22 protein-coding genes and 1 tRNA gene are annotated in these 21,899 nt (G+C 68.8%); 10 read left to right on the plus strand and 13 right to left on the minus strand.

Annotated features, from left to right (window positions below; all coding sequences use genetic code 11):
• The first annotated feature begins 127 nt into the window (after positions 1-127).
• The 4 genes from QN350_RS08595 (at position 128) to QN350_RS08610 (ending at position 2,735) form a co-directional block, all read left to right on the plus strand.
• On the plus strand, positions 128-1,054 hold the full coding sequence (locus tag QN350_RS08595; protein ID WP_322137543.1) for a LysR family transcriptional regulator: 927 nt from the start codon (positions 128-130) through the stop codon (positions 1,052-1,054).
• Between the two features lie 32 nt (positions 1,055-1,086).
• Positions 1,087-1,168, plus strand: a tRNA-Leu gene (locus tag QN350_RS08600).
• A gap of 1 nt (position 1,169) precedes the next feature.
• On the plus strand, positions 1,170-1,880 hold the full coding sequence (locus QN350_RS08605; RefSeq protein ID WP_322137544.1) for a DedA family protein: 711 nt from the start codon (positions 1,170-1,172) through the stop codon (positions 1,878-1,880).
• 99 nt (positions 1,881-1,979) lie between these two features.
• Entirely contained in the window at positions 1,980-2,735 is a 756-nt protein-coding gene (locus QN350_RS08610) for a DedA family protein (RefSeq protein WP_281535418.1), read from the plus strand.
• 111 nt (positions 2,736-2,846) lie between these two features.
• Here QN350_RS08610 and QN350_RS08615 read toward each other — a convergent pair whose 3' ends face one another.
• From QN350_RS08615 to murI, 4 genes are all read right to left on the minus strand, one after another.
• Positions 2,847-3,764: a cation diffusion facilitator family transporter gene (locus QN350_RS08615; RefSeq protein ID WP_322137545.1), complete on the minus strand. Its 918-nt coding sequence runs from the start codon at positions 3,762-3,764 to the stop codon at positions 2,847-2,849.
• 133 nt (positions 3,765-3,897) lie between these two features.
• Positions 3,898-4,500: an RdgB/HAM1 family non-canonical purine NTP pyrophosphatase gene (gene rdgB, locus QN350_RS08620; protein WP_322137546.1), complete on the minus strand. Its 603-nt coding sequence runs from the start codon at positions 4,498-4,500 to the stop codon at positions 3,898-3,900.
• Between the two features lie 3 nt (positions 4,501-4,503).
• Positions 4,504-5,238: a ribonuclease PH gene (rph, locus tag QN350_RS08625; protein ID WP_322137547.1), complete on the minus strand. Its 735-nt coding sequence runs from the start codon at positions 5,236-5,238 to the stop codon at positions 4,504-4,506.
• The gene (gene murI / locus QN350_RS08630; RefSeq protein ID WP_322137548.1) at positions 5,235-6,149 is read right to left on the minus strand and encodes a glutamate racemase; all 915 of its coding nucleotides are present in this window, start codon (positions 6,147-6,149) and stop codon (positions 5,235-5,237) included. The genes rph and murI overlap by 4 nt, the downstream gene beginning before the upstream one ends.
• A gap of 167 nt (positions 6,150-6,316) precedes the next feature.
• Here murI and QN350_RS08635 point away from each other — a divergent pair, with 167 nt between their 5' ends.
• Entirely contained in the window at positions 6,317-7,549 is a 1,233-nt protein-coding gene (locus tag QN350_RS08635) for a beta-ketoacyl-ACP synthase II (RefSeq protein WP_322137549.1), read from the plus strand.
• Between the two features lie 97 nt (positions 7,550-7,646).
• Positions 7,647-8,975, plus strand: coding sequence for a nicotinate phosphoribosyltransferase (locus QN350_RS08640; protein WP_322137550.1), 1,329 nt, complete (start codon positions 7,647-7,649; stop codon positions 8,973-8,975).
• A gap of 52 nt (positions 8,976-9,027) precedes the next feature.
• On the opposite strand, the gene QN350_RS08645 is transcribed toward QN350_RS08640, so the two are convergent.
• The 4 genes from QN350_RS08645 to QN350_RS08660 are packed head-to-tail and all read right to left on the minus strand — an operon-like array spanning position 9,028 to position 13,772.
• Positions 9,028-9,321 carry a DUF3039 domain-containing protein gene (locus QN350_RS08645; RefSeq protein WP_134445818.1) on the minus strand — a complete coding sequence of 98 codons (294 nt, stop codon included), beginning with the start codon at positions 9,319-9,321 and terminating at the stop codon, positions 9,028-9,030.
• 20 nt (positions 9,322-9,341) lie between these two features.
• A complete protein-coding gene (locus QN350_RS08650; protein WP_322137551.1) occupies positions 9,342-9,824 on the minus strand; it encodes a DNA alkylation repair protein in 483 nt (160 codons plus the stop codon).
• A gap of 7 nt (positions 9,825-9,831) precedes the next feature.
• Positions 9,832-11,409: a hypothetical protein gene (locus QN350_RS08655; protein ID WP_322137552.1), complete on the minus strand. Its 1,578-nt coding sequence runs from the start codon at positions 11,407-11,409 to the stop codon at positions 9,832-9,834.
• On the minus strand, positions 11,385-13,772 hold the full coding sequence (locus tag QN350_RS08660; RefSeq protein WP_322137553.1) for an ABC transporter ATP-binding protein: 2,388 nt from the start codon (positions 13,770-13,772) through the stop codon (positions 11,385-11,387). The genes QN350_RS08655 and QN350_RS08660 overlap by 25 nt, the downstream gene beginning before the upstream one ends.
• Before the next feature lie 258 nt (positions 13,773-14,030).
• Between QN350_RS08660 and QN350_RS08665 the strand changes: the two genes are divergently transcribed.
• From QN350_RS08665 to QN350_RS08675, 3 genes are read left to right on the plus strand one after another with little or no spacing between them, the layout of a single operon-like run.
• On the plus strand, positions 14,031-14,723 hold the full coding sequence (locus QN350_RS08665; RefSeq protein ID WP_322137554.1) for a phosphocholine cytidylyltransferase family protein: 693 nt from the start codon (positions 14,031-14,033) through the stop codon (positions 14,721-14,723).
• Positions 14,724-14,765: 42 nt separating this feature from the next.
• Positions 14,766-15,566, plus strand: a complete 801-nt coding sequence (locus tag QN350_RS08670; RefSeq protein WP_322137555.1) for an ABC transporter permease — start codon at positions 14,766-14,768, stop codon at positions 15,564-15,566.
• Positions 15,566-16,348, plus strand: a complete 783-nt coding sequence (locus QN350_RS08675; RefSeq protein ID WP_322137556.1) for an ABC transporter ATP-binding protein — start codon at positions 15,566-15,568, stop codon at positions 16,346-16,348. The genes QN350_RS08670 and QN350_RS08675 overlap by 1 nt, the downstream gene beginning before the upstream one ends.
• A gap of 6 nt (positions 16,349-16,354) precedes the next feature.
• Here QN350_RS08675 and QN350_RS08680 read toward each other — a convergent pair whose 3' ends face one another.
• Positions 16,355-16,630, minus strand: coding sequence for a helix-turn-helix transcriptional regulator (locus QN350_RS08680; RefSeq protein ID WP_322137557.1), 276 nt, complete (start codon positions 16,628-16,630; stop codon positions 16,355-16,357).
• Positions 16,631-16,747: 117 nt separating this feature from the next.
• On the opposite strand from QN350_RS08680, the gene QN350_RS08685 reads away from it, so the two are divergent.
• Positions 16,748-17,800 carry a hypothetical protein gene (locus QN350_RS08685; RefSeq protein ID WP_322137558.1) on the plus strand — a complete coding sequence of 351 codons (1,053 nt, stop codon included), beginning with the start codon at positions 16,748-16,750 and terminating at the stop codon, positions 17,798-17,800.
• Positions 17,801-17,808: 8 nt separating this feature from the next.
• On the opposite strand, the gene QN350_RS08690 is transcribed toward QN350_RS08685, so the two are convergent.
• From QN350_RS08690 to QN350_RS08705, 4 genes are read right to left on the minus strand one after another with little or no spacing between them, the layout of a single operon-like run.
• Positions 17,809-19,035 carry a hypothetical protein gene (locus tag QN350_RS08690; RefSeq protein ID WP_323516130.1) on the minus strand — a complete coding sequence of 409 codons (1,227 nt, stop codon included), beginning with the start codon at positions 19,033-19,035 and terminating at the stop codon, positions 17,809-17,811.
• Between the two features lie 26 nt (positions 19,036-19,061).
• A complete protein-coding gene (locus tag QN350_RS08695; protein ID WP_322137560.1) occupies positions 19,062-19,940 on the minus strand; it encodes a glycosyltransferase family 2 protein in 879 nt (292 codons plus the stop codon).
• A gap of 3 nt (positions 19,941-19,943) precedes the next feature.
• Positions 19,944-20,771, minus strand: coding sequence for a CDP-alcohol phosphatidyltransferase family protein (locus QN350_RS08700; RefSeq protein WP_322137561.1), 828 nt, complete (start codon positions 20,769-20,771; stop codon positions 19,944-19,946).
• Complete coding sequence (locus QN350_RS08705) at positions 20,768-21,754, minus strand: glycosyltransferase family 2 protein (protein WP_322140329.1); 987 nt, start codon at positions 21,752-21,754, stop codon at positions 20,768-20,770. The genes QN350_RS08700 and QN350_RS08705 overlap by 4 nt, the downstream gene beginning before the upstream one ends.
• Between the last annotated feature and the right edge of the window lie 145 nt (positions 21,755-21,899).

Consider the following 21,899-nt stretch of genomic DNA (forward strand, 5'->3'; position numbering starts at 1 on the left):
GGTGTCTTCGCTGACACTGTCGCTGGATGCCTCGGGCGGGTCGCCGCCCGGGCTCCACTGAGTATTGCCGCCCTTCGGCTCTGCGACCATGACCACTTCCGAACTCCGTATGTGCATAATTGCAGACATGACAGGATCCCGCCCGACCGTGCCGCCGAACGCCGACGACCTCCTGGTGCTGCTCGCGGTCGCACGCAGCGGCCGCTTCGTGACCGCGGCGGAAAGCCTCGGCCTCAATCACACCACCGTCTCGCGCCGCATCGCGGCCCTCGAAAAGGCACTCGACGGCCGGGTGCTCTCCCGCACGGTGGGCGGCTGGGAGCTGACAGAGCTTGGCGCACGCGCGGTCAACGCCGCGGAAAATGTCGAGGCCGCCGTCTCCCTGCTCGGCGGCCCGCCCGGGCAGGCCACTCAACTCTCCGGCGTCGTGCGGCTGTCGGCGACGGATGGCTTCAGCGCGTATATCGCGACACCGGCGGTCGCCGCCCTGCAACGCCGGCATCCCGGCCTGCGGGTCGAGATCGTCACAGTGACGCGGCGTGCGCTCCAGCACCGGTCGGGGCTCGACATCGAGGTCGTCGTCGGGGAGCCGCAGGTGCACCGGGCGGACGCGATCCTGCTCGGGCACTACGTCCTCGGCATGTACGCGTCGCGGGACTACCTCGCCGAGAACGGCACACCCGTGAGCGTGGCCGAACTCACTGAGCATCCGCTCGTCTACTTCGTCGATTCGATGCTGCTCGTCGACGACCTCGACGCCCCACGGCGCCAGGTGCCCTCGATGCGCCCTTCGCTGAGTTCGACCAACGTGTTCGTGCACGTCGAAGCCACGAGGGCGGGAGCCGGGATCGGTTTCCTGCCGTGTTTCATGGCCGACCAGCACCCGGACCTCGTGCGCCTGCTGCCGGACAAGTTCAAGGAGGAACTGCCGTACTGGATGGTGCTCCGCCCGGAGTCCCTGCACCAGCCCGCCGTCGCCGCAGTCGTCGCCGCCCTCCGCGCCCGTACCGCGTCCTTCACCGAGGCGCTGCAGGGCCGCGGCAGGGCCGGCTGACCAGACGATCTGGCTACACTGGAACGGCACAAGCGGGAGTGGTGAAATTGGCAGACACGCAGGATTTAGGTTCCTGTGCTTTCGAGCGTGGGGGTTCAAGTCCCCTCTCCCGCACATGATGAGCACATCGGCCCTCGACGGCCAACTGACCGATGTACTCGAGAACACGGGCGCCATCGTGTTCTACCTGCTCGTCTGGGCGCTCGTCTTCGCCGGGACGGCGGTGTTCCTCGGAGTGTTCATCCCCTTCATCACAGGGGACTCACTCCTGTTCGGGTCGGGGCTCGTCGCGGCATCCGCGGCGAACGTGGACATCGTCGTGCTGATGATCGGAACGGGCATCGCCGCGTTCCTCGGCGACCAGGTCGGATTCCTGCTCGGCAGGCACTTCGGCCGTGGGTACCTCGACCGCCGCGGCGGCCGGCGCACCCGCGCGGCAATCGTGAGGACCGAGACCTTCTACCGGAAGTACGGCTGGTGGTCGGTCGTGATCGCCCGGTTCATGCCCTGGGCTCGTGTCTTCGTGCCCGTCATCGCGGGAGTCGGCCGGATGAACTACTACCGGTTCCTCTCGAGCAACCTCGTCGGCGCACTCGCCTGGGGCGTCGGGCTGACCCTGACCGGGTACTTCGCGGCGAGCCTTCCCGGCGTCAAGAACGCCGCGTACGTCATCGCCGGGGTCTTCATCGCGGCTTCGATCTTCTTCGGTGGCCGCACCTGGCTCGCCGACCGCGCCGAGAACCGCCGGGACGGGGCCGGCGGCGGCCGACCGGACGGCCCGGACAGCCCGGCCGATACCCCGGCCGACGGCCCCGCAGCCGGGTAATTCACGGGTTTCACCCTCCGTTTAGCGCTAGCCTGTAACAGACCATCCCTGCTCATCACCGTGCGGTCGCCATGGCCACCACCGACTGGAGTCATTTTCGTGCTCAACACTGCTCTCAACCACGCCGGACTCATCCCGTGGCTTGACCCGGTAAACCTCATCGACGGGTTCGGCCCGTGGGCCCTGCTCGGGGTGTGCGCGATCATCTTCGCCGAAACCGGCCTGCTCGTCGGCTTCCTGCTGCCCGGCGACACCCTTCTCGTCATCACCGGCCTGCTCACCTTCGCTGGCGTCATCCACATCAACATCTGGTGGGTGGCCCTCGCCATCGGCTTCGCCGCGTTCCTCGGAGGCGAAGCGGGCTACCTGATCGGCCACAAGCTCGGCCCGCGCGTCTTCGAACGCAAGGAATCCGGACTGTTCAGCGTCGAGAACGTGCAGCGCACCAACGGCTTCTTCGAACGCTTCGGTGCCTTGGCCGTCATCATCGCCCGCTTCGTGCCGATCGTGCGCACCTTCGCGCCCGTCGCCGCCGGCGTCGGCCACATGAACTATCGCAAGTATTCGCTGTACAACCTCGTCGGCGCCATGATCTGGGGTGCCGGCCTCACCTTCGCCGGGTACTTCCTGGGTTACATTCCGCCGGTCGCCGACTTCGTCACGCACTACATCGACCTGATCCTGATCGCTGCCGTGCTCGGAACGCTCATCCCGACCGCGTTCCACTACGTTCAGTCCACACGCAAGGCCAAGAAGGCCCGGGCGCTCGCGGCGGCCGCGCCCGCCACGACCGACACCGGCAGCCTCGCTCTCGACGCGGATGTCTTCAACGGCCACCCCAAGCACGACAACTAGCCGTAGCCCCACTCGCGGCAGGCACACCTGCGCCGGTACGGACACCTGTTTCCCGTGCGCCGGCCACTCCTGTCCGTGCCGGCTACAGCTGCGTAAGCGCGGCCGGTCGGGTCAGCGGTGCGGGAAGTCCTCGTGGTCGGCATGCTCGGCCGGCTCGAGCTGGAACGTGGAGTGCTCGACGTCGAAGTGGGTGCTGAGGCATTCCGAGAGAGCGTCGAGAAGCGCCCCTGAGCCGCCGGACTGCAGCACGGCCGGCTCGACGACCACGTGCGCGCTGAATACATGGGCGCCGGACGTGATCGCCCAGACGTGCACGTCGTGCACGGCCGCGACCCCCGTTGTGTCGAGGAGATGTTTGCGAATCTCGGCGACATCGGTGTCGACGGGTACCGACTCGCTGAGCACCCGCACGACGTCCCGGAGCAGGGTGAAGCAGCGCGGCACGATCATGGCCGCGATCAGCAGGGAGGCAATCGCGTCCGCCTGCTCGAAACCGGTCGTGAGGATGACTCCGGCTGCGACGATGACTGCGACGGAGCCGAGGGTGTCGCCGAGCACCTCGAGGTAGGCACCGCGCATGTTGATCGAGGAGCCGGCCGCCGGGCGCAGCAGGAGCAGTGCTCCGAGATTCGCGACGAGGCCGATCACGGCGACCCAGAGCATCGGTCCGGCTTGCACATGGCCCTCGCCGGGCCCGAGCAGCCGGGAAACAGCGCCGATCACGACGGACACGGCGACGCCGAGCAGGATCAGCCCGTTGATGAGCGCCCCGAACACCTCGGCGCGCTGGTAGCCGAAGGTCTGCCGGTCGGTCGCCGGCCGTGCGGCAACGACGGTGGCGATGAGGGCGATGATCAGCCCCGCAAGATCGGAGAACATATGCCCGGCATCCGCGAGCAGGGCGAGCGAGCCGGTCAGCCAGGCCCCGGCGACCTCGACGAGGAGCACGACGGCGACGATCCCGATCGCGAACGAGAGTCTGGTGCGATTGGCGGCGGATGCCTGCCCGTGCGCGTGATCGTGGCCCATGTCTCCACGCTAGGCGGTGCCGGGGCGCGTCGCCAGTTCGGCGCCCAGTTGGGAATGAGTGCCGTTATCAGTGCGGGGGCAGGCGGGGGCAGGGCAGTCGTCAGACAGCGGGAGCGCCCCGGATCGCCGCCGGTCAGCCGAGCAGGTCCCGCAGCAGCGGGACGAGCCCGTCGAAGGCGCGCGCCCGGTGGCTGTCGCGATTCTTGACGGATGCCGTCAGCTCGGCCGCCGAGATCGCGTAGCCGTCGGGCAGGAAGATCGGGTCGTACCCGAAGCCGCCAGACCCTGCCGGCTCGGTCAGGATCTGACCGGGCCACTCCCCCGTCACGATGCGCTCGGTGCCGTCGGGCAACGCCAACGCCGCGACGCAGGTGAAGTGCGCGGCACGGTGCTCGGCGGGAACGTCCGCGAGCTGCCAGAGCAGCAGCCGCAGGTTCTCGCCGGAGTCCCTGGCCGGGCCCGACCAGCGTGCCGAGAAGATGCCCGGCGAGCCGCCGAGGATGTCCACGCAGATGCCCGAGTCGTCCGCGATGGCCGGCAGGCCGGTGTGCGCAGCGGCCGCCCTGGCCTTGATCAGGGCGTTCTCGGCGAAGGTCGTTCCGTCTTCGACGGGTTCCGGACCGTCGTACGCCAGCACCTCGACTCCGGGCAGCTGGGGCGCGAGGATGCGACGCAGCTCGTCGACCTTGTGCGCGTTGTGGGTGGCGAGTACGAGCCTCAGGATGTCAGCAGGCATCGGTCAGCGCCCGAGGGCGGCGTTCTGCAGTTCGGTGAGCGTGACGGTCCCGGCGAGGGCGAGATCGAGCAGCGAGTTCAGCTCCGCGCGGTCGAAGGGGGCGCCCTCGGCGGTGCCCTGCACCTCGACGAAGGAACCACGGCCGGTGACGACGACGTTCATGTCGGTCTGGGCACTCGAGTCCTCCGTATATGCGAGGTCCAGCATGGGCACGCCCTTGATGATGCCGACGGAGATCGCGGCGACGCTGTCGGTGAGGGGCTGTGCCTTCTGGCCGATGAACTTCTGTTCGCGGCCCCACTCGAGCGCGTCGAAGAGTGCGACGTAGGCTCCGGTGATCGCGGCGGTACGGGTGCCTCCGTCGGCCTGGAGCACGTCGCAGTCGATCACGATGGTGTTCTCGCCGAGCGCTTTCATGTCGACGACCGCGCGCAGGCTGCGGCCGACGAGGCGGCTGATCTCGTGCGTCCGGCCGCCGATCTTGCCCTTGACGGCCTCACGGGCCATCCGCTCGTTCGTGGAGCGCGGGAGCATCGCGTACTCCGCGGTGACCCAGCCCTTGCCTTTTCCGCTCATCCAGCGCGGAACCCCGTTGGTGAACGACGCGGTGCACAGCACCTTCGTGCGCCCGCACGAGATGAGCGCGGACCCTTCGGCCTGGTCGCTCCAGCCGCGCTCGATCGTGACCGGCCGTAGCTCGTCGATGGCTCGTCCGTCTGCGCGCACGATGTCGGTCATGAGGTCTCCTTGGTGTGCCGGTGATCCCTCGGGTGGGCGAGGGACGCTGCGTGGTGATGCTCGGAATTGGGGTGGGTGGCGGCGAACTCGACGAGCTCGCTGAGGCTGAACACGCCGGTCTCGACGAGGTCGACCGTTGAGACCTCCGGGCCGGCCAGGCGGTGGGCGAGGTCGAGGAAGTCTTCCGCGCTGTTGCCCGTCGCCTCGTACCGGTAGCTCGGCGGCGCCTTCTCGGTGCGGGCGAGGCCCTGGCCGACGAGAATCCGGTAGACGTCGTTCGCGGTCTCGGTGTCGCTCGAGACGATCGACACCGCGTCGCCCATCACGTAGGAGATCGCTCCGCGGAGGAACGGATAGTGCGTGCAGCCCAGAACGAGGGTGTCGACGTCCGCTGCGCGGAGGGGGGCGAGGTACTCCTCGGCGACGGCGAGTACCTCGTCGCCGGTCGTGACGCCGGCTTCGACGAATTCCACGAAGCGGGGGCAGGCCTGGGTGAAGAGGGTGATGTTGGTTGCTGCTGCGAAGGCGTCCTCGTATGCCCGCGAATTCACGGTGCCGATCGTTCCGATCACTCCGACCCTGTGGTTGCGGGTCGTGCCGACCGCGCGTCGGACGGCGGGCTGGATGACTTCGACCACCGGGACGCTGTATCGCTCCCGCGCATCACGGAGCACAGCGGCCGACGCGGTATTGCAGGCAATTACCAGCATCTTCACGTCCTGGGCCACGAGGTCGTCGAGAACCTTCAGCGCGAAGCCGCGCACGTCGGCGATCTTCTTCGGCCCGTACGGCGAATTCGCGGTGTCGCCGATGTACAGGATCGACTCGTTGGGCAGCTGGTCCTTGATCGCCCGCGCGACGGTCAAGCCGCCGACGCCGGAATCGAAAATTCCTATGGGTGCATCCGTCACGACAATCGAGCTTAGTCGGCCCGGCTGGCAGCGCCCCCGGGCCTCTGCGGGCACTCGCGTGTACCACGCCGGGAATATGGCCGTAACTACACTCGAAAGAGGGTTCCCGCCAACCGACGGTCGCCGCGCAAGACGGCGTCAGATTCGCCGTCGAGGAGATGATCGTCATGAATGACCGAGTCGTAATCACCGGGTTGGGCGCTCTCACCCCCCTGGGCAATTCCTGGCGGGAGACCTGGTCCGGCCTCACTAACGGTCGCAGCGGCGTCGCACGCATCACCCAGTTCGACCCCTCCGGACTCCCCACCCGCATCGCGGGCGAGGTCAAGAACTTCATCGCCTCGGAGCGGATGCCGTTCAAGCAGGCCAAACGCGCCACACGCGCCTCACAACTCGCCATCGCCGCGGCTCGCGAAGCCGTGCAGGACGCCGGATTCGGCGACTCCATGGAAGGCATCGACACCGCCGTCGTCGTCAACAGCGCCGTCTCCGGATATGCCGAGATCCAGGAGGCCACCGAACTGGTCAACTCAGGCGGCTCACGCCGGATCCCGCCGCGCTTCGTGCCCTCCTCCCTGCTCAACATGGCCGCCTGCGAGGTTGCGATCGACCTCGGCGTGCACGGCCCCGTCAACGCGAGCGCACTCGCCTGTGCGAGCGGCGCGTACGCCCTCCTCGAGGCGCGCACGATGCTGATGATGGGCGACGCGGACGTCGTCATCGCCGGTGGCGTGGAAGCGGCGATCACCCCGGTGATGTTCGCCGGCCTCAATGCGATGCACGCGGCATCCACCCACAACGACTCGCCCGCCGAGGCGAGTCGCCCCTTCGACGCCGACCGGAGCGGACTCGTCTTCGGCGAGGGCGCCGTCATCTTCGTGATGGAACTCCTCTCCCACGCCAGGGCGCGCGGCGCGAAGGTCTACGCGGAGGTTCTCGGCGGGGCACTCACGAGCGACGGCTTCAGCATCGTGGCCCCGGACCCCACCGGTCAGTACGCGAGCGCCGCGATGACGAAGGCCCTCACGAAGGCGAAGCTCAACCCGAGCGACATCGACGTGATCTGCGCGCACGGTACTTCGACGCAGGCGAACGACCGTGCGGAGACGTCCGCGATCCGGCGGGCGCTCGGGCACGCCGCCGACCGCATCGCTGTGACGGCGCCCAAGTCGATGACCGGCCACATGATCGGTGCCGCCGGGGCATTGTCCGGGCTACTCTGCGCGCTGAGTATCAAGACGGGCATCATCCCCCCGACGATCAACTACACGACGCCGGATCCCGACTGCACGCTCGACTACGTGCCGCTCGTGGCCCGTGAGAGGCCCGTGCGCTACGCCCTCGCGAACGCCTTCGGCTTCGGCGGCCAGAACTGCATCGTCGCGTTCGGCGCCCTGTAAGGGACAGCAGGACCCGGTCCAGGACGGAAGCAGGCCCCGAAGCGGTAGCCGGTACCGCTCAGCCTGGGCAGCCCCGCGGGAGGAATAGGCTGGCCGGGTGACTGAATCCTCCGCGTTCCGCACCGACCGATACGAGCTCACCATGGTGGACGCCGCCATCCAGAGCGGCACCGCCGACCGGGAGTGCCTCTTCGAGGCGTTCGCCAGGCGACTGCCGGACGGTCGCCGGTACGGCATCGTTGCGGGGACGGGGCGCCTGCTCGAGCTCATCCGGGACTTCCGGTTCACGGACGCTGAGCTCACCTGGCTGCGCGACAACCACGTCGTGCGCACCCCTACCCTCGACTGGCTCGCCGACTACGCCTTCCGCGGCAACATCTGGGGCTACCAGGAGGGCGAGGCCTACTTCCCCGGCTCTCCGCTGTTCTCCGTCGAGGGCAGCTTCGCCGACGCCGTCGTGCTCGAAACCGTGGTGCTGAGCGTGCTCAACTATGACAGCGCCGTCGCGAGCGCGGCCGCGCGCATGGTCTCGGTGAGCCTCGGCCGGCCGATCGCCGAGATGGGCTCCCGCCGCACGAGCGAGTACGCCGCCGTCGCCGCCGCACGAGCGGCGTACATCGCGGGGTTCGCGTCCACCAGCAATCTCGAGGCCGGGCGCAGCTGGGGCCTCCCCACGATGGGAACGGCCGCCCACTCCTTCACGCTTCTGCACGACAGCGAAGCGGATGCCTTCGAAGCCCAGGTCGCCGCTTTCGGCTCCTCCACGACGCTGCTCGTCGACACCTACAACATCCAGGCCGGAATCGACCGCGCCGTCGCCGTCGCCGGGACCGGGCTCGGGTCGATCCGGATCGACTCGGGGGATCTCCCGACCGTCGTCGCCGGTGCGCGTGCCCAGCTCGACTCGCTCGGCGCGGTCAACACCCACATCACGGTGACGAGCGACCTCGACGAGTATTCGATCGCCGCCCTGTCTGCGTCACCCGTCGACGCGTTCGGCGTCGGCACGTCCCTCGTCACGGGCTCGGGTGCCCCGGCCGCCGGGATGGTGTACAAGCTCGTCGCGCACCGGGATGACGCCGGCGAGTGGGTGTCCGTTGCGAAGACCTCGGCGGCAAAGGTCTCGGTCGGCGGCCTCAAGCGCGCCGTTCGCCGCCTCGATGCGAGCGGAACGGCCCGCGCCGAGGTGGTCCTGGTCGGCGACGACCCGGCAGACTCGACCGAGCCCACGGAGGAGTCCGGCAGGGACCGGGTGCTGCTCGTCCCGCTCGTCACGGAGGGCGTGATCGACGAGCGTTACCTCGGGGCGGCCGGCACGGAACGCGCCAGGCTGCACCACGCGTCCGTGATGCGTGAGCTGCCGATCGAGGCTTTCCGCCTCGGCCGCGGTGAGCCCGTCATCCCGACCCTCTACGAGCACGGGTAGACGCTGAGCACGGATAGGCGCCGCGCACGGGTAGACGGGCTCTAACGGACCGCTACTTCTTCATCGTGTCGTAGATCTCTTTGCAGGTCGGGCAGATCGGGAACTTCTCCGGGTCACGGCCGGGAATCCACATCTTGCCGCACAACGCCTTGACCGGCTTGCCGGAGATGGCGCTCTCGAGGATCTTGTCTTTGGGCACGTAGTGCGAGAACCGCTCGTGGTCGCCCGGTTCGATCTGCTCGGTGTTGAGGAGTTCCTCGAGCTCGCGGTCGAGCGTGGACGTACCCCCGCCCGGCTGGCCGGGGTTGCCCGGTTCGGCGATGCTGGCGCGAATGATTCTGATCATGGGTCCCATTCTAGGCAGCGTCAGGCTCCGCTCACGAGGTCGGCCGCCCGGCGGAGCCAGGGGTCCTGGTCGCGCGACCAGCGCTCGATGGCGGCATCCGCCCTGCTGCGAGGGATGCCGGAGAGTCGTGCGATCAGGGGGCGGGTGACGTCACGGGCGAGCGGATCCGCGAGCGCCGCCAGTCGGGCGTCCCGGACGAAGCCTTCGATGCGGGTGAGGTCTGTGTTGGTCAGCAGTCCGACGTTCGACTGCAGCAGCACGACGGCGGCGAGCCGGCGCTCGAAGACGGGAACGGACCAGAGCTCCGTGCTGAGCGCCGTGACCTCGTCGTGCGTCAGCCCGGGGTATCGCCGGGCGGCGTCGCGGATCGTGCCGCGGATCGCCCCGACCGTTGCCCCGTAGAAGGCGAGGTCACTTGCGAGCCTGGTTTTCTCGGCGTGAGCCCGATATTCGTCTCCCTCGTTGCGCAGGGTGGCATCGACGAACTCGCCGGCGGCGCTCACCGGTGGGTCAGGCGCGGAGCGCCGAGGCGAGCATCTCGGGTCCACGGGCGTTGAATGTGCGGCCCCCGAGCCAGATTCCGCCCCAGAGGGTGAGCAGGCCGACGACGACGCCGCTCGCGAGTGCGGGCAGGAGCCAGACCGGATCGACGAAGAGCCCGAGGACCGCGAACCCGATCGCCGGGAGCGACAGGATGACCGATCCGACGAGGGTCAGGGACTGGATCAGGGCCGCTGCAGTATCGGAGGCTTGCGGCTGCGTGAACGGGCTGTCCCCCGGCTTGGACGCCGGATACGGGAAGCGGGCGGAGCTGTAGCTCGAGAACCCGAGTCCGGTCAGCAGGATGCACGTGCTCACGCCGAGCACGGCGGGGAACGCGCCCCAGTCGCCGTACACGGCGACGCTGATGCACGAGCCGATGCCGATCAGCGGGATGCCGACGAGGAGGGCGGGAACGAGCCGACCCATCCGGTCTGCCATGCCCCGGGTGCCCGACACGACGTGCAGCCAGATCGCGGTGTGGTCGTAAGCGACGTCGTTGTGCAGCGCCCAGCCGAGGAAGATGCACATCAGCGGCACCGGCAGGAGCGCGAGGGCCTGGGTCGGCACCCCGGCGAATGCGAGCGGAAGCACGACGAGCACAGGGATCACCGGGATCATCACGAGGGACATGCCGTAGCGGGGGTCCCTCCGCCAGTAGGTCAGGCTTCGTGCGGCGATGGCGCCTGCTGCGTTGTTCGGCAGGCGGTCGAACCAGCCGAGGCCGCCGTACTCCTTGACGACGGCTTCCCGTCCGGGTGAGACGAGCATCCGGCTGACGAGGGCCTGCCAGGCGACCCAGAGGACGAACAGGAAGGCCGCGGCCTCGAGGAGCTTGAGGATCGCACCGCCCCAGTCTCCACCGGCCGCATCACCGGGCGCCGACCAGGCCGCCCCCAGCGGAGTCCAGCCGAGGATACTGCTGAGGCCGCCGATGAAGCCCATGCCGTAGAGGCTCCAGTCGAGGTTGACCACGAGCACGGTGACGGGAGCGAACATGACGAGCAGGAGAACGCCGACGATTCCGGCGATCTCGCGCGCGCGACGGGTGGCCAGCAGGAACGACGCGATGGAAGTGCTGACCCGGGATCCGAGCATGCAGGTGGCGAGGAGGATCGCCGCGGACAGGATGGCGAACACGGTCTCGCCGGGTCCGCGCGACCAGGTCACGATGGTGCCGAGCAGCACGATCGTGAGCACGATTGCGGGGACACCGATCAGTGCGGACAGGGCGAGTCCCAGGGACAGCTGCCGGTTGGGGATGCCCATGAGCGCGAACTTGCGGGGATCCATGCTGTCGTCGATGCCGGTCACGAGCGGAATCAGCAGGAACCCGAGCACAACCAGCGAGCCGGCGACCACGAGGCCGTCCCGGATCGAGCCGATGCCGTCACCGACGAAGCGCAGGCCGACGAGCAGGGCGAAGATTCCGGCGGCGACCGCGAGCCCATAGAGCAGGCCGATCACGATCCCGACCACCTGCCAGGGGCTCCGGCGGAAGAGATTGCCGAAGAGCCGGAGTTTCAGTCGGAGAAACTGTGCAGCCATTCCATCCCCTCCGCCACTTTGCGCCCGCCGGCGAGTGCGATGAATCGTTCTTCGAGGGTCTGCCCGCCGCGCACCTCGTCGACGGTGCCGGCCGCGAGGACCTTGCCGTTCACGATGATCGCGACGTGGTCGCAGACCCGCTGGATCAGGTCCATGCTGTGGCTCGAGAGCACGACGGTTCCGCCGCTTGCGACGTACTTCTGCAGGATCTCGGTCACGTTGACCGCCGAGACCGGATCGACGGATTCGAACGGTTCGTCGAGGACGAGCAGGCGCGGCGAGTGGATCATTGCGCAGGCCAGGGCGATCTTCTTGGTCATGCCCGCCGAGTAGTCGGCGACCAGCCGGTTGAGGGCGTCCTCGAGTCCGAAGGCGACAGAGAGGTCGGCGGAACGTTTCCGCACGGTCGCGCCGTCGAGGCCGCGGAGCACGCCGGCGTAGTAGAGCAGTTGGGCGCCGGTCAGCCGGTCGAAGAGGCGCAGCCGGTCCGGCAGCACGCCGATGACGCGCTTTGCGGCGACCGGGTCACTCCAGACGTCGATGCCGTGGACCTCGATCGAACCGTCGTCGGGACGGAGGAGGCCGGTGACCATGGAGAGGGTCGTGGTCTTGCCCGCGCCGTTCGGCCCGACGATCCCGTAGAACGAGCCCGTACGGACCTCGAGGTCGATTCCGGAGACGGCGAGCGTGCTGCCGAAGGACTTGCGCAGTGCCCTGACGGAGAGGACGACAGGCTCGAGGGCGCCGCGAGAGACGGGATTCGCGATTGCCGCGGCAGGTGCGACCGCCGGCTCAGGTTCCGGTTCGAGGACGGGTACTGCAACGGGAACGGCTTCAGGCTGCGGCTCGGGCGGCGCCGAGTGCGCGGTCGCGGTTTCGGTTTCGGTTTCAACCGCACTCGAGAGCGTGACCTCTGGCTTGGGCTCGGTCTCGGTCTCGGTCTCGGTCTCAGTCGTGGACTCGGCTTCGAGGCCGGTGACGGGCTCGACCTCCGGGGCGGTGACTGGCTCAGTTTCGGGCTCGACCTCCGGGTCGGTCACGGGCTCTGTTTCGGGCGCGGTTTCCAGCCCGGTGTCGTGCTGGTACTCCGGGTCGGTTTCGGGCTCAGTCTCGGGCTCGGCTTCGGGCTCGGCTTCGGGCGCGACTTCGGGCGCCGTGATCGTCGCCGGCGCGCTGGACGCCGAGGACTCTGCCGCGCTGGTGACGATCGGCACGGGTTCTTCGGCGACCACGGGTTCGGGCTTGGGCGTGGCGCTCGGCCGAGAGGCAGCGACGGGACCCGGTTCCGGAGCCGGCGCGGCACTCGGCGCGGGCGCCGGAACGGGCACCGACACCGGCACCGGCACCGGCACCGGCACCGGCATGACCTTGGTCGCGGGCGGCGGCGTCGGGACCGGCATGACCTTGGTCGCGGGCGGCGGCGTCGGGACCGGTCGAACCAACGCGGGCTCGTCGTCCTTCGGCTGCGCGGCTACCGGCGCGCTCGTGACAGCGTCCGGCTTGTTCTCGACGGGGGGCAGGTGCAGGCCGAGGACGGCCGTTGCAACCCAGTCCCTGGAGGTGCCGACTCCCGGGCGCGAACGTGGGGCCTTGGAAACGGTGGACGGAGCGGCGACGACCGACGGCACAACGACCGGCGCGGCACCGGGTACCGCGGGCGGCAGGCCGCCGCGTGTGGGCACGTTCGGCGGCATGGGGCCGAGTGAACGCCTGACGAGGGCCTCGGTACGGGCCTGCGCCTGGGCGCGAGCGAGCGCCTCCGGGTCAGGACGCGGTTTGATCGCGGCCAGCGCCAGGGCGTCGGCCTGGGCCTGCGCGCGAGCGGCGGCATCCGCCTGGGCGCGCGCCTCGGCCGCGGCGTATTCGAGGGCCTGGGCGGCCGCGTACTCCGTGGCCTCTGCGTGGGCGCGAGCCTCGGCCGCGGCCTTCGCCTCGGCCTGGGCGACGGCTTCCGCGGCGGCGAGCGCCTCTGCCCGGACGACGGCGGCCTTCGCTGCCCGCGACTTCGCGGCGCTCGCCCGCGCGGCTCGTTGACGGGCTGCGGTCTCGGCCTTCTCTGCGGTCGTACGGGTCTTGGCTGCGGCTCCTGCCGCGGGGGCGACGTGCGTCGGGGAGGGCTGTGCCGCGTCAACGGGCGCCTGGGGGGCCGCAGCGACCTTGCGGACCGGGCTCGCGCGGGGCTTCTGGGTTCGGGCGACGGGAGTGCGGGCTGCCGCGGTGCGGGTTGAAGAGGCGCGCGCCGAGGTTGCGCGGTCGGGCGTCGTCTTGGCCGGACGCGCCGGGGTGCCTGCATCGTTCGACGGAGCCGAATCGGACGCGGGCACAGTTGTGGTCGGCTCGTTGGGCTCGGAGTTGGGAGGCACGTGAGTCACCTCGCCAACCCTACCAACGACCCTCCGACAAGACTGGATAGTGGACGCGAAACCCGCCGAAAACGCTCTCATCCCGGCGCGTTCACAGGGACAGTTTCCGTACACCGACACCCAAAAGGGGCACTTAGGTTAGACTCACCCTTTCATGTTGGTGTGTCTGAACGGAAACGACGAGGTGAACCACAGGCAAACTGGCTCCACATTTTTTGAAGCGGGCGCAGGTTGTCCGGGACTGTTAAGGAGACGAACATGGCCACCCAGATAGTCATTTTGGCAGCGGGAATGGGCAGCAGATTGGGCCGTTCACTGCCCAAGCCGCTCACGGAACTCAGCGACGGCCGGTCGATCATGCGGCAGCAGTTCGACAACATCGAGCACGCATTCGGCACCGAGGCCCGCGTCACCATCGTCGTCGGCTACAAGCTCGAGCACATCATCGAGGCGTTCCCCCAGGCGTCCTTCGTCTACAACGAGGAATACGACCAGACGAACACGTCCAAGAGCCTGCTGCGTGCCCTCCAGGCCTCTGGCGCCGGCGGCGTGCTGTGGATGAACGGCGACGTCGTCTTCGATCCCGCCGTCCTCGACCGGGCTCACGCCATGGTCGAACGGGACCAATCCTTCGTGACGGTCAACACCTCACAGGTGTCGGAGGAAGAGGTCAAATACACGACGGACGCCGAGGGCTACATCAGGGAGCTCTCCAAGACGGTCACCGGCGGTCTCGGAGAAGCCGTGGGCATCAACTTCATCTCCAGTGCGGACAAGGCGATCCTCGTTCGTCACCTCGCCAGGGTGCACGACCAGGACTACTTCGAGCGCGGGATCGAACTCGCGATCGAAAAGAACGGCCTGCTGGTCGAACCCCTCGACATCTCCGACTTCTACGCCGTCGAGGTCGACTTCGCCGAAGACCTCGAGCGCGCGAACCTGTTCGTCTGATTCGTTTTCACCCGGATTCTGTGAGCATTTAGAGTGGAGCCTGTGAGTAGCTACGCAGAAGTGCGCCCGGAACAGCTCACCGCCCTCTCGCGCTACCGCCACTCACTGTGGCTGCTGACCCAGCGCGACCTGCGGGTGCGCTACTCCACCTCGTTCCTCGGCTATTTCTGGTCGATCCTGGACCCGCTCGTGATGGCCGGGATCTACTGGTTCGTGTTCACCCAGGTGTTCCACCGGGGAGTCGGGCACGAGCCGTACATCATCTTCCTGCTCAGCGCGCTGTTGCCGTGGATGTGGTTCAACGGGACCGTCTCCGACTGCACCCGGGCGTTCCTCCGCGAGGCGAAACTGATCCGGTCGACCCGGATCCCCCGGACAATCTGGGTGAACCGGCTCGTGCTCTCCAAGGGCATCGAATTCCTCGCCTCGATTCCGGTGCTCGTGCTGTTCGCGGTCTTCGCCGGCGCCCGGCCAAGCGGCGAAATCGTGTTCTTCCCGCTCGCCATCGCGATCCAGGCCATCCTCACGGCGGGGGTCGGCCTCATCGTCGCGCCGCTCGTCGTGTTCTTCCGCGATCTGGAACGCGCCGTCAAACTCATCCTGCGCTTCCTGTTCTACGCATCCCCGATCATCTACAGCACCCAGGACCTGCCGCACCAACTGCACTTCTGGGCGGCGTTCAATCCTCTCAGCGGTATCTTCAGCCTCTACCGGGCCGCCTTCTTCCCCGGCAACCTCGACTGGTTCACCGTCGGAGTCAGCGCGGCCATGTCCGTTGCCTTCCTCGGCCTCGGGCTGCTGGTCTTCACGCGCACCGAGCGCGCGGTCCTGAAGGAGCTGTGATGACCGAAACCGTCCGGACACCGGGGACAGCAGCGGCCGGGTCGCCCGTGATCGCCCTGGCCGGGGTCGGCATCCGCTTCCGTCGCAATCGCCGCGGCAGGCGCAACTTCAAAGACCTGTTCGGGAGCGGGGCCAGGCGCACCCGTCCGGGCGAATTCTGGGCCCTGCGCGCGGTGTCATTCACGGTGCAACGCGGCGAGGCCATCGGCGTTGTCGGCCGCAACGGCCAGGGAAAATCGACCCTGCTCAAGCTCGTGACCGGGGTCGTCCTGCCCGACGAGGGCACTGTGCATGTGACCGAGGGCGTCGCACCGCTGATCGAGATCACCGGCGGCTTCGTCGATGACCTGACCGTGCGCGACAATGTCTTCCTCACGGCCGGTCTGCACGGCATGACGAAGAAACAGATCGGCGAGCGTTTCGACGAGATCATCGACTTCGCCGAGATCGGCGACTTCGTCGATACCCCGTACAAGCACCTCTCGAGCGGCATGAAGGTGCGGATCGCCTTCGCGGTCATCTCCCGCCTCGAAGAGCCGATCATCCTCGTCGACGAGGTGCTCGCGGTCGGAGACAAGGCCTTCCGGGAGAAGTGCTACCGCCGCATCGAGGAGTTGCTCGCCGGCGGCCGTACGCTGTTCTTCGTCTCGCACAACGAACGCGACCTGCGTCGCTTCTGCGCCAGAGGCCTCTACCTGGACAAGGGCGCGCTGGTCCTCGACGGCCCACTCGATGAGGTCCTCGCCCGGTACGACGCCGACTACGGGGTGAAGCCCGCCTGAACCGTCTCAGGAATCGACGACGGCGAAACCGTCGCTATCGGGAGGCAACTGCTCCTTGGTCAGGCCGCTGAGGAGTTCTCCGACCTCGAGGCTCAGCACGTCCGCGAGCCGGATGAGGGTGTGGAATGTCGGGTTTCCGTTGCCGCGGTCGATCCTGGCGTAGTTGGACACGTTGAGTCCGGCCCGGTGAGCGACGGACTCCTGGTTGAGCTCGAGTTCCCTGCGGCGCTGCCGCAGGCGCACCCCGAGAAGGCGGCTCGCTTCTGAAGTGGGCTCCGGCATCCTCCATCTATAGGCGCGTAGTGGGAAAACCGCCAGTGGCCGGGGAAAAAATGTGAAGATCTCCCCTTGTCATACCGGCAACGTAAACTCGACGGGAATCGGAAGGACGGCATCGACATGGCACGAAGAGTGAAACCCCTCATCTCGACGACCGGAGGTCTGCCGCAGGGCGGCCAGCTTCCCACCGGCATCGTCCGGGGATTCGACCGGGTCATGGCCATTCACCGCCCGGCCGTGCTCGCCCACATCCGCGGCATCCGCCGGCGCTCGCCGGACGCGACCCCCGGCCAGATCATCACGATCCTCGAACGCCGTTACCTCGCCATGGTCACGACCGGCGGCGCGGCCGTCGGGGCGACGGCCGTCATTCCCGGGGTCGGCACCGGGGTGACCCTGGCCCTGTCCGGCGTCGAGACCGCCGGCTTCCTCGAGGCGACCGCGCTTTTCGCCCAGTCGGTGAGCGAGGTCCACGGAATCGCGGTCGACGATCCCGAGCGCGCCCGCGCCCTCGTGATGACGATGATGCTCGGCCGCGAAGGCTCTGACCTCGTGCGCCAGCTCGCCGGACAATTCAGCGGCACGGGAGCGGTGCGGACCGCGTACTGGGGCGAGCTGGTCACCGCGAGCATCCCACGCGCCATCATGGGTCCGCTCACGGACCGGCTGAAGAGCTCGTTCATCCGCCAGTTCGCGACCAGAGGCTCCGCGAGCTTCGTCGGGAAGGCCCTTCCGTTCGGCGTCGGCGCCGTCGTCGGCGGCGCAGGCAACCATATCCTCGGTAAGCGCGTGCTGACCTCGTCCCGCCTCGCCTTCGGCCAGGCGCCCGCCGGCTTCCGTCCCGAACTCGACCCGCGCATCCGCGAGGCCATCGTGCGGGAGGGCGGCGGCCTCGAGGGCGTCGGCCGCGCCGGTGCGCTGCGCGTCGCTGCGGGACACCGCCTCACGCAACTCGGGCAGCTCGGGCACGGCACCCTCACGGTGCTCCCCCGCATGGTCCCGCGGATGCTGCGCCGCGGCCGGTCGGTGGAGTCGGAGCCTGCCACGGCGGACGTTCAGGATTTGGAACGCCGGGAGTCGGATCACCCGGGATCGCATCACCCTGAGACGGGTTCGCACTCCGCAGGGCAGGACCAGGCTCCCCGCCAGCCCGCTTCGTCTCCGCGGCCGTAGCGGCCCGCTCAGCGCCGAACGGCGTCGAAGCGCACCCACTCGTCCATCAGGAACTGAACGGCGGCGTGGAAGCGAGCGGTGGCCGCCCCGGGAGCTGCGTCGCCGAAGTAGCGTTCGACCCAGACGCCCAGCCGGGCTTCGGCGTCCGGATCGTGTGCGAGCGCATCCAGCGTGCCCACGATCGACGACGCTGCGGACGCGTCGAGCCATTCGCACGCCGCGAGATACCCGCCGGTGTCGATCTCGGCCGCCGGATCGGCGGGCCGGGTCACGAGCAGGGCCTTGCCTGCGGCGAGCCGGTCGTAAACCATCGCGGAGATGTCGACGATGGCCATGTCCGCCGCCGCGAGCTGCCACCCGAGCTCCGCACCGGTGTCGTAGACGTGGTGCGCGGCGGGATCCCGGGCGTTGGCCGCCTTGATCAGGGCGACGATCCTGCGGTTGGCAGCGCCGTAGGCCTCGTCGGCGACCCCGCTGCGGGGGTGCGGCCGATAGATCAGGCGGTGCCTGGGCGAAGCGAGGAGCGCGGTGGCGAGTGCGACGCCGTGGGTCGCGATCGAGCCGTAAGCCGCGGTGGGCCGGTCGCCCTCCCAGGTCGGCGCGTAGAGCACGACCTGCCGCTCGTCGGGAACGTAGGGCAGCCCGCCGCTGTAGTGATCGGCCTGAGGACGGCCGATCTTGATCGCCCTCTTGTCGAAGTCGTAGCCCCAGAGCACCCGGTCGAGGCGGGCGAGCGCCGCGTCACCGGCGATGAAGGCGTAGTCGTACGCCTTGATCTGGTTCGTGACCATGTACATCTTGTCGCTTTCGCCATGGTTGATGAAGACGTGCCAGCACCGCGGGTAACGCATCATCTGGAAGTTCCGGGCGTTCTGGTTGACGTAGAACACGATGCGGATGTCCTGCTCCGCGACGACCCGTTCGAGGTCGGCGACCTTGCGCACGTAAGTCACGGGCACCGGGCATTCCTCGGACATCGGCAGCGCCCCGGTTCCGGTGCGGCTCAAAACGATGACGGGCCAGGTCTCGGCGAGCACGGCGAGCGGCCGGTACCACTGCCGCATCTGGTACAGATTGACGGCCCCGTCGGCGAAATAGACCGCGATCTTGAATCGGCCGACCGGAAGCGGACCGTCTCCGAGGAGGCGGCCGGCGAGCCGTTTCTGCGCCCGGCGCGACGCCACGACCTCCTGGACCAGCTTGACGGCCAGGCCGACGTCTTTTCGAATGGTCATCCCTCCAGAGTACCGAGCGCCCCGGGTCAGACGACGGGGGGACGGCCGGCCCTGGACATCCGCCAGACCGTGCGGGCGCTGATCGGGCGACGCTCCCCCGGATCCGTGCGCCAGCCCTCACTGAATCCGGCGAGCCAGGCCCGCAGCGCCGGCCGGTCGCTGCGGAACCGCACTATTTGGATCGCGAGCCAGGATCCGGCGTAGGCCGGGACCAGCACGGCAGGCAGGTTGCGCCGGGCGAGCCAGACCCGGTTGCGCGCGTTCAGCCGGTAGTAGTCGGCGTGCCGGGTCGGCTGGATGACGGGGTGGTTCGCCTCGAGGCCTCCCGCGTACCAGGTGCGCAGCCCCTGGTCCCAGACCCGCCAGGCCAGTTCGATGCCCTCGTGCGCGTAGAAGAACGGTTCTGCCCAGCCTCCGGTGGCCGTGAAGACCGCGCGGGGCAGCACCACGGCGCCTTCCCAGACCGAGAAGACGGCGCCGGATTCGGTCGCGGCACCCTTGCGGATGCGCGGAATCCACCGGGTCGGCGCGGCCGCGCCCGTCGGATCGGTCACCCGGGGCTGCAGCAGGCCGATCGACGGGTCCGCGCGAAGCAGAGCGACGGCCCGGCTGAGGAACCGGGGGTCCGGGATGCTCGCGTCGTCGTCGAGGAAGAACAGGTAGTCGCCTGCCACGAGTGGCACTCCGCGATTGCGACCGGCGGGGATGCCCAGGTTCTCCGGCAGGGCCAGCGCCCGGACGGCATCCGGCAACCCGGTCGGAACCCAGCCGTTGCCCACGCAGACCACGTCGAGAACGACCTCCTGCTGGGCGAGCACCGAGCGAATGCCGCGGGCGAGGTCGTCCGGCCGGGTGCCCTGGGTGAGCACGACGACACCGACCCTCGGCGGCACGGTGTCGGTCACGGCTCAGGACCGGACGCGGCGAGACGCCATGATGGCGACGAAGTGGCCGACGAGCGCGAGGAGCGACAGCGGCACCAGGGCGATGAGCACGATGCGGTCCATGAGCGGTTCGCCGACGAACCGGCCGAGCACCGCCGAGGCGAAGATCAGGATCGTCAGTTCGACGGAATGGTAGAGGCGGTGGAACGGCACGAACCGGGCGAGCCTGCGCAGCTGGGCGATCCTGCCGGGCGTGGGAGCCTGCTCACCGCGGGTGTCGGCGAGTTTGGTGAGGCCCGCGTTGGCCCTCGCGACATGCACCATGTCGTTGAGCGCCTTGTTGAGCACGATCACCAGGGCGAGCAGCAGCGCGAGGGTCGTCCAGAGGAAGTCCTCGGGAGATTCGAACGGGTACGCAGCCGCGCGGATGCCGAAGGCGATCGGGATGAGCGCCTCGGTCGAGTAGTGGCCGACCTTGTCGAGGAAGACGCCGGCCGGAGACGATTCACCTCGCCAGCGCGCGACTTCGCCGTCGCAGCAGTCGACGAGCATCTGCAGCTGCCCGAGGATCAGTGCGAGCAGGGCTCCCCAGACGCCGGGGATGAGCAGCGCCGCAGCGGCCGACCAGCCGACGAGGATCATCAGCGCCGTGACGCCGTTTGCGGTCACGCTCGTCTTCAGCAGCAGCCAGGTCAGATACGGCGACACGTCGCGCAGGTAGAGCGAGGCCGTCCAATGCTCGGCGTTCGCCCGCAGCCGCACCTCGGGCGGCTGCGCGACGGCCCGCAACTCGGCGATCGACGACGGCCGGGACGGGCGTACCCGACCGGTGGAATGTGAGTGGGATGTCATAGGTGTCTCCCGGTCCGTGCCGCGATGTTGCTGGTGAGTTTCAGGTACCCGAGCAGGAAGCCGAAACCCCAGCAGAAGTGGATACAGGGCAAGACTAGAAGGAACCAGACGCCGGGGCGCCAGCCGTCCGGGCGAGTCACGACGACGGTGGCCAGGACGACGACGAGCAAGTACCCGACCGGGGCGATCCAGCCCAGCAGCAGCCACGGCACGACGAAGCCGGCGAGGCCGAGGAGCACGCCGGCGGCGACACCGAGCACCATCACGGGCGGCGCGAAATAGCGGATGCCGTTGTCGGCGGGGAAGCGCCGCGCGAGTTCACCGCGCCACATTCCGGTCGACAGCATCTGGCGGGCGAGGCGGGACAGGCTCGGCCGCGGCCGGTAGACGACGCGCAGCTTCGGCGTGAACCAGACCGTGCCGCCCTGCTCGCGAAGACGCCGGTTGAGTTCCCAGTCCTGCCCGCGCTTGATGGTCTCGTCGAAGAGTCCGGCACGCAGCAGGCTGTCGCGGCGGAAGCAGCCGAGGTAGACCGTCTCCGCGGCGCCCTCCGGGCCACCGACGTGGAGAGGCGTTCCGCCGAGACCGATCCGGGTGCCGTACGCGCGGGCGACGGCGCGCTGGAACGGAACGGTGCCCTGGGCATCCATGACTCCGCCGACGTTGTCCGCTCCGGTGCGTTCGAGGGTCTCGACGGCGACCCGCGCGTAGTCGCGGGGCAGCACGGAGTGGGCGTCCACCCGGATCACGACCGGGTAGGCGGATGCGCGGATCGCGGCGTTGAGTCCGGCCGGCGTCGACCCGATCTCGTTCGGCACGACCCGGATGCGCGGGTCGAGTTCGACGAGCTCGGCGACGAGTTCCTCGGTGCCGTCGATGCTCGGCGCAAGGGCCAGCGTGACGTCGAACGGGCCGGTGTAGTCCTGGCCGAGGAGGCTCGTGACCGCGGCCCGGACATGCAGCACGTCGTTGAGCACGGGCATCACGTAGGAGACACCTGACAGGGTCGCGTCGCCGGTGTGTGCTGCCTGTTCGATCGAGTGTCCATTCCGTTGCGGACTGTCCAGACTACCAGCCCACCCCTTCGGGGGCCCCCTGAGACGTGCGGACGAGGCCAGGGAACACGAC

The sequence above is a fragment of the Cryobacterium sp. 10I5 genome (genome assembly GCF_035019865.1).
GTDB lineage: Bacteria > Actinomycetota > Actinomycetes > Actinomycetales > Microbacteriaceae > Cryobacterium > Cryobacterium breve_A.

Bases quoted from the DNA above. Each gene is read 5' to 3' on its own strand.
- QN350_RS08595 (WP_322137543.1), top strand. From the start codon at position 128: ATGACAGGATCCCGCCCGACCGTGCCGCCGAACGCCGACGACCTCCTG.
- QN350_RS08605 (WP_322137544.1), top strand. From the start codon at position 1,170: ATGATGAGCACATCGGCCCTCGACGGCCAACTGACCGATGTACTCGAG.
- QN350_RS08615 (WP_322137545.1), bottom strand. From the start codon at position 3,764: ATGGGCCACGATCACGCGCACGGGCAGGCATCCGCCGCCAATCGCACC.
- rdgB (WP_322137546.1), bottom strand. From the start codon at position 4,500: ATGCCTGCTGACATCCTGAGGCTCGTACTCGCCACCCACAACGCGCAC.
- rph (WP_322137547.1), bottom strand. From the start codon at position 5,238: ATGACCGACATCGTGCGCGCAGACGGACGAGCCATCGACGAGCTACGG.
- QN350_RS08635 (WP_322137549.1), top strand. From the start codon at position 6,317: ATGAATGACCGAGTCGTAATCACCGGGTTGGGCGCTCTCACCCCCCTG.
- QN350_RS08645 (WP_134445818.1), bottom strand. From the start codon at position 9,321: ATGATCAGAATCATTCGCGCCAGCATCGCCGAACCGGGCAACCCCGGC.
- QN350_RS08655 (WP_322137552.1), bottom strand. From the start codon at position 11,409: ATGGCTGCACAGTTTCTCCGACTGAAACTCCGGCTCTTCGGCAATCTC.
- QN350_RS08665 (WP_322137554.1), top strand. From the start codon at position 14,031: ATGGCCACCCAGATAGTCATTTTGGCAGCGGGAATGGGCAGCAGATTG.
- QN350_RS08675 (WP_322137556.1), top strand. From the start codon at position 15,566: ATGACCGAAACCGTCCGGACACCGGGGACAGCAGCGGCCGGGTCGCCC.
- QN350_RS08680 (WP_322137557.1), bottom strand. From the start codon at position 16,630: ATGCCGGAGCCCACTTCAGAAGCGAGCCGCCTTCTCGGGGTGCGCCTG.
- QN350_RS08685 (WP_322137558.1), top strand. From the start codon at position 16,748: ATGGCACGAAGAGTGAAACCCCTCATCTCGACGACCGGAGGTCTGCCG.
- QN350_RS08690 (WP_323516130.1), bottom strand. From the start codon at position 19,035: ATGACCATTCGAAAAGACGTCGGCCTGGCCGTCAAGCTGGTCCAGGAG.
- QN350_RS08700 (WP_322137561.1), bottom strand. From the start codon at position 20,771: ATGACATCCCACTCACATTCCACCGGTCGGGTACGCCCGTCCCGGCCG.
- QN350_RS08705 (WP_322140329.1), bottom strand. From the start codon at position 21,754: ATGCCCGTGCTCAACGACGTGCTGCATGTCCGGGCCGCGGTCACGAGC.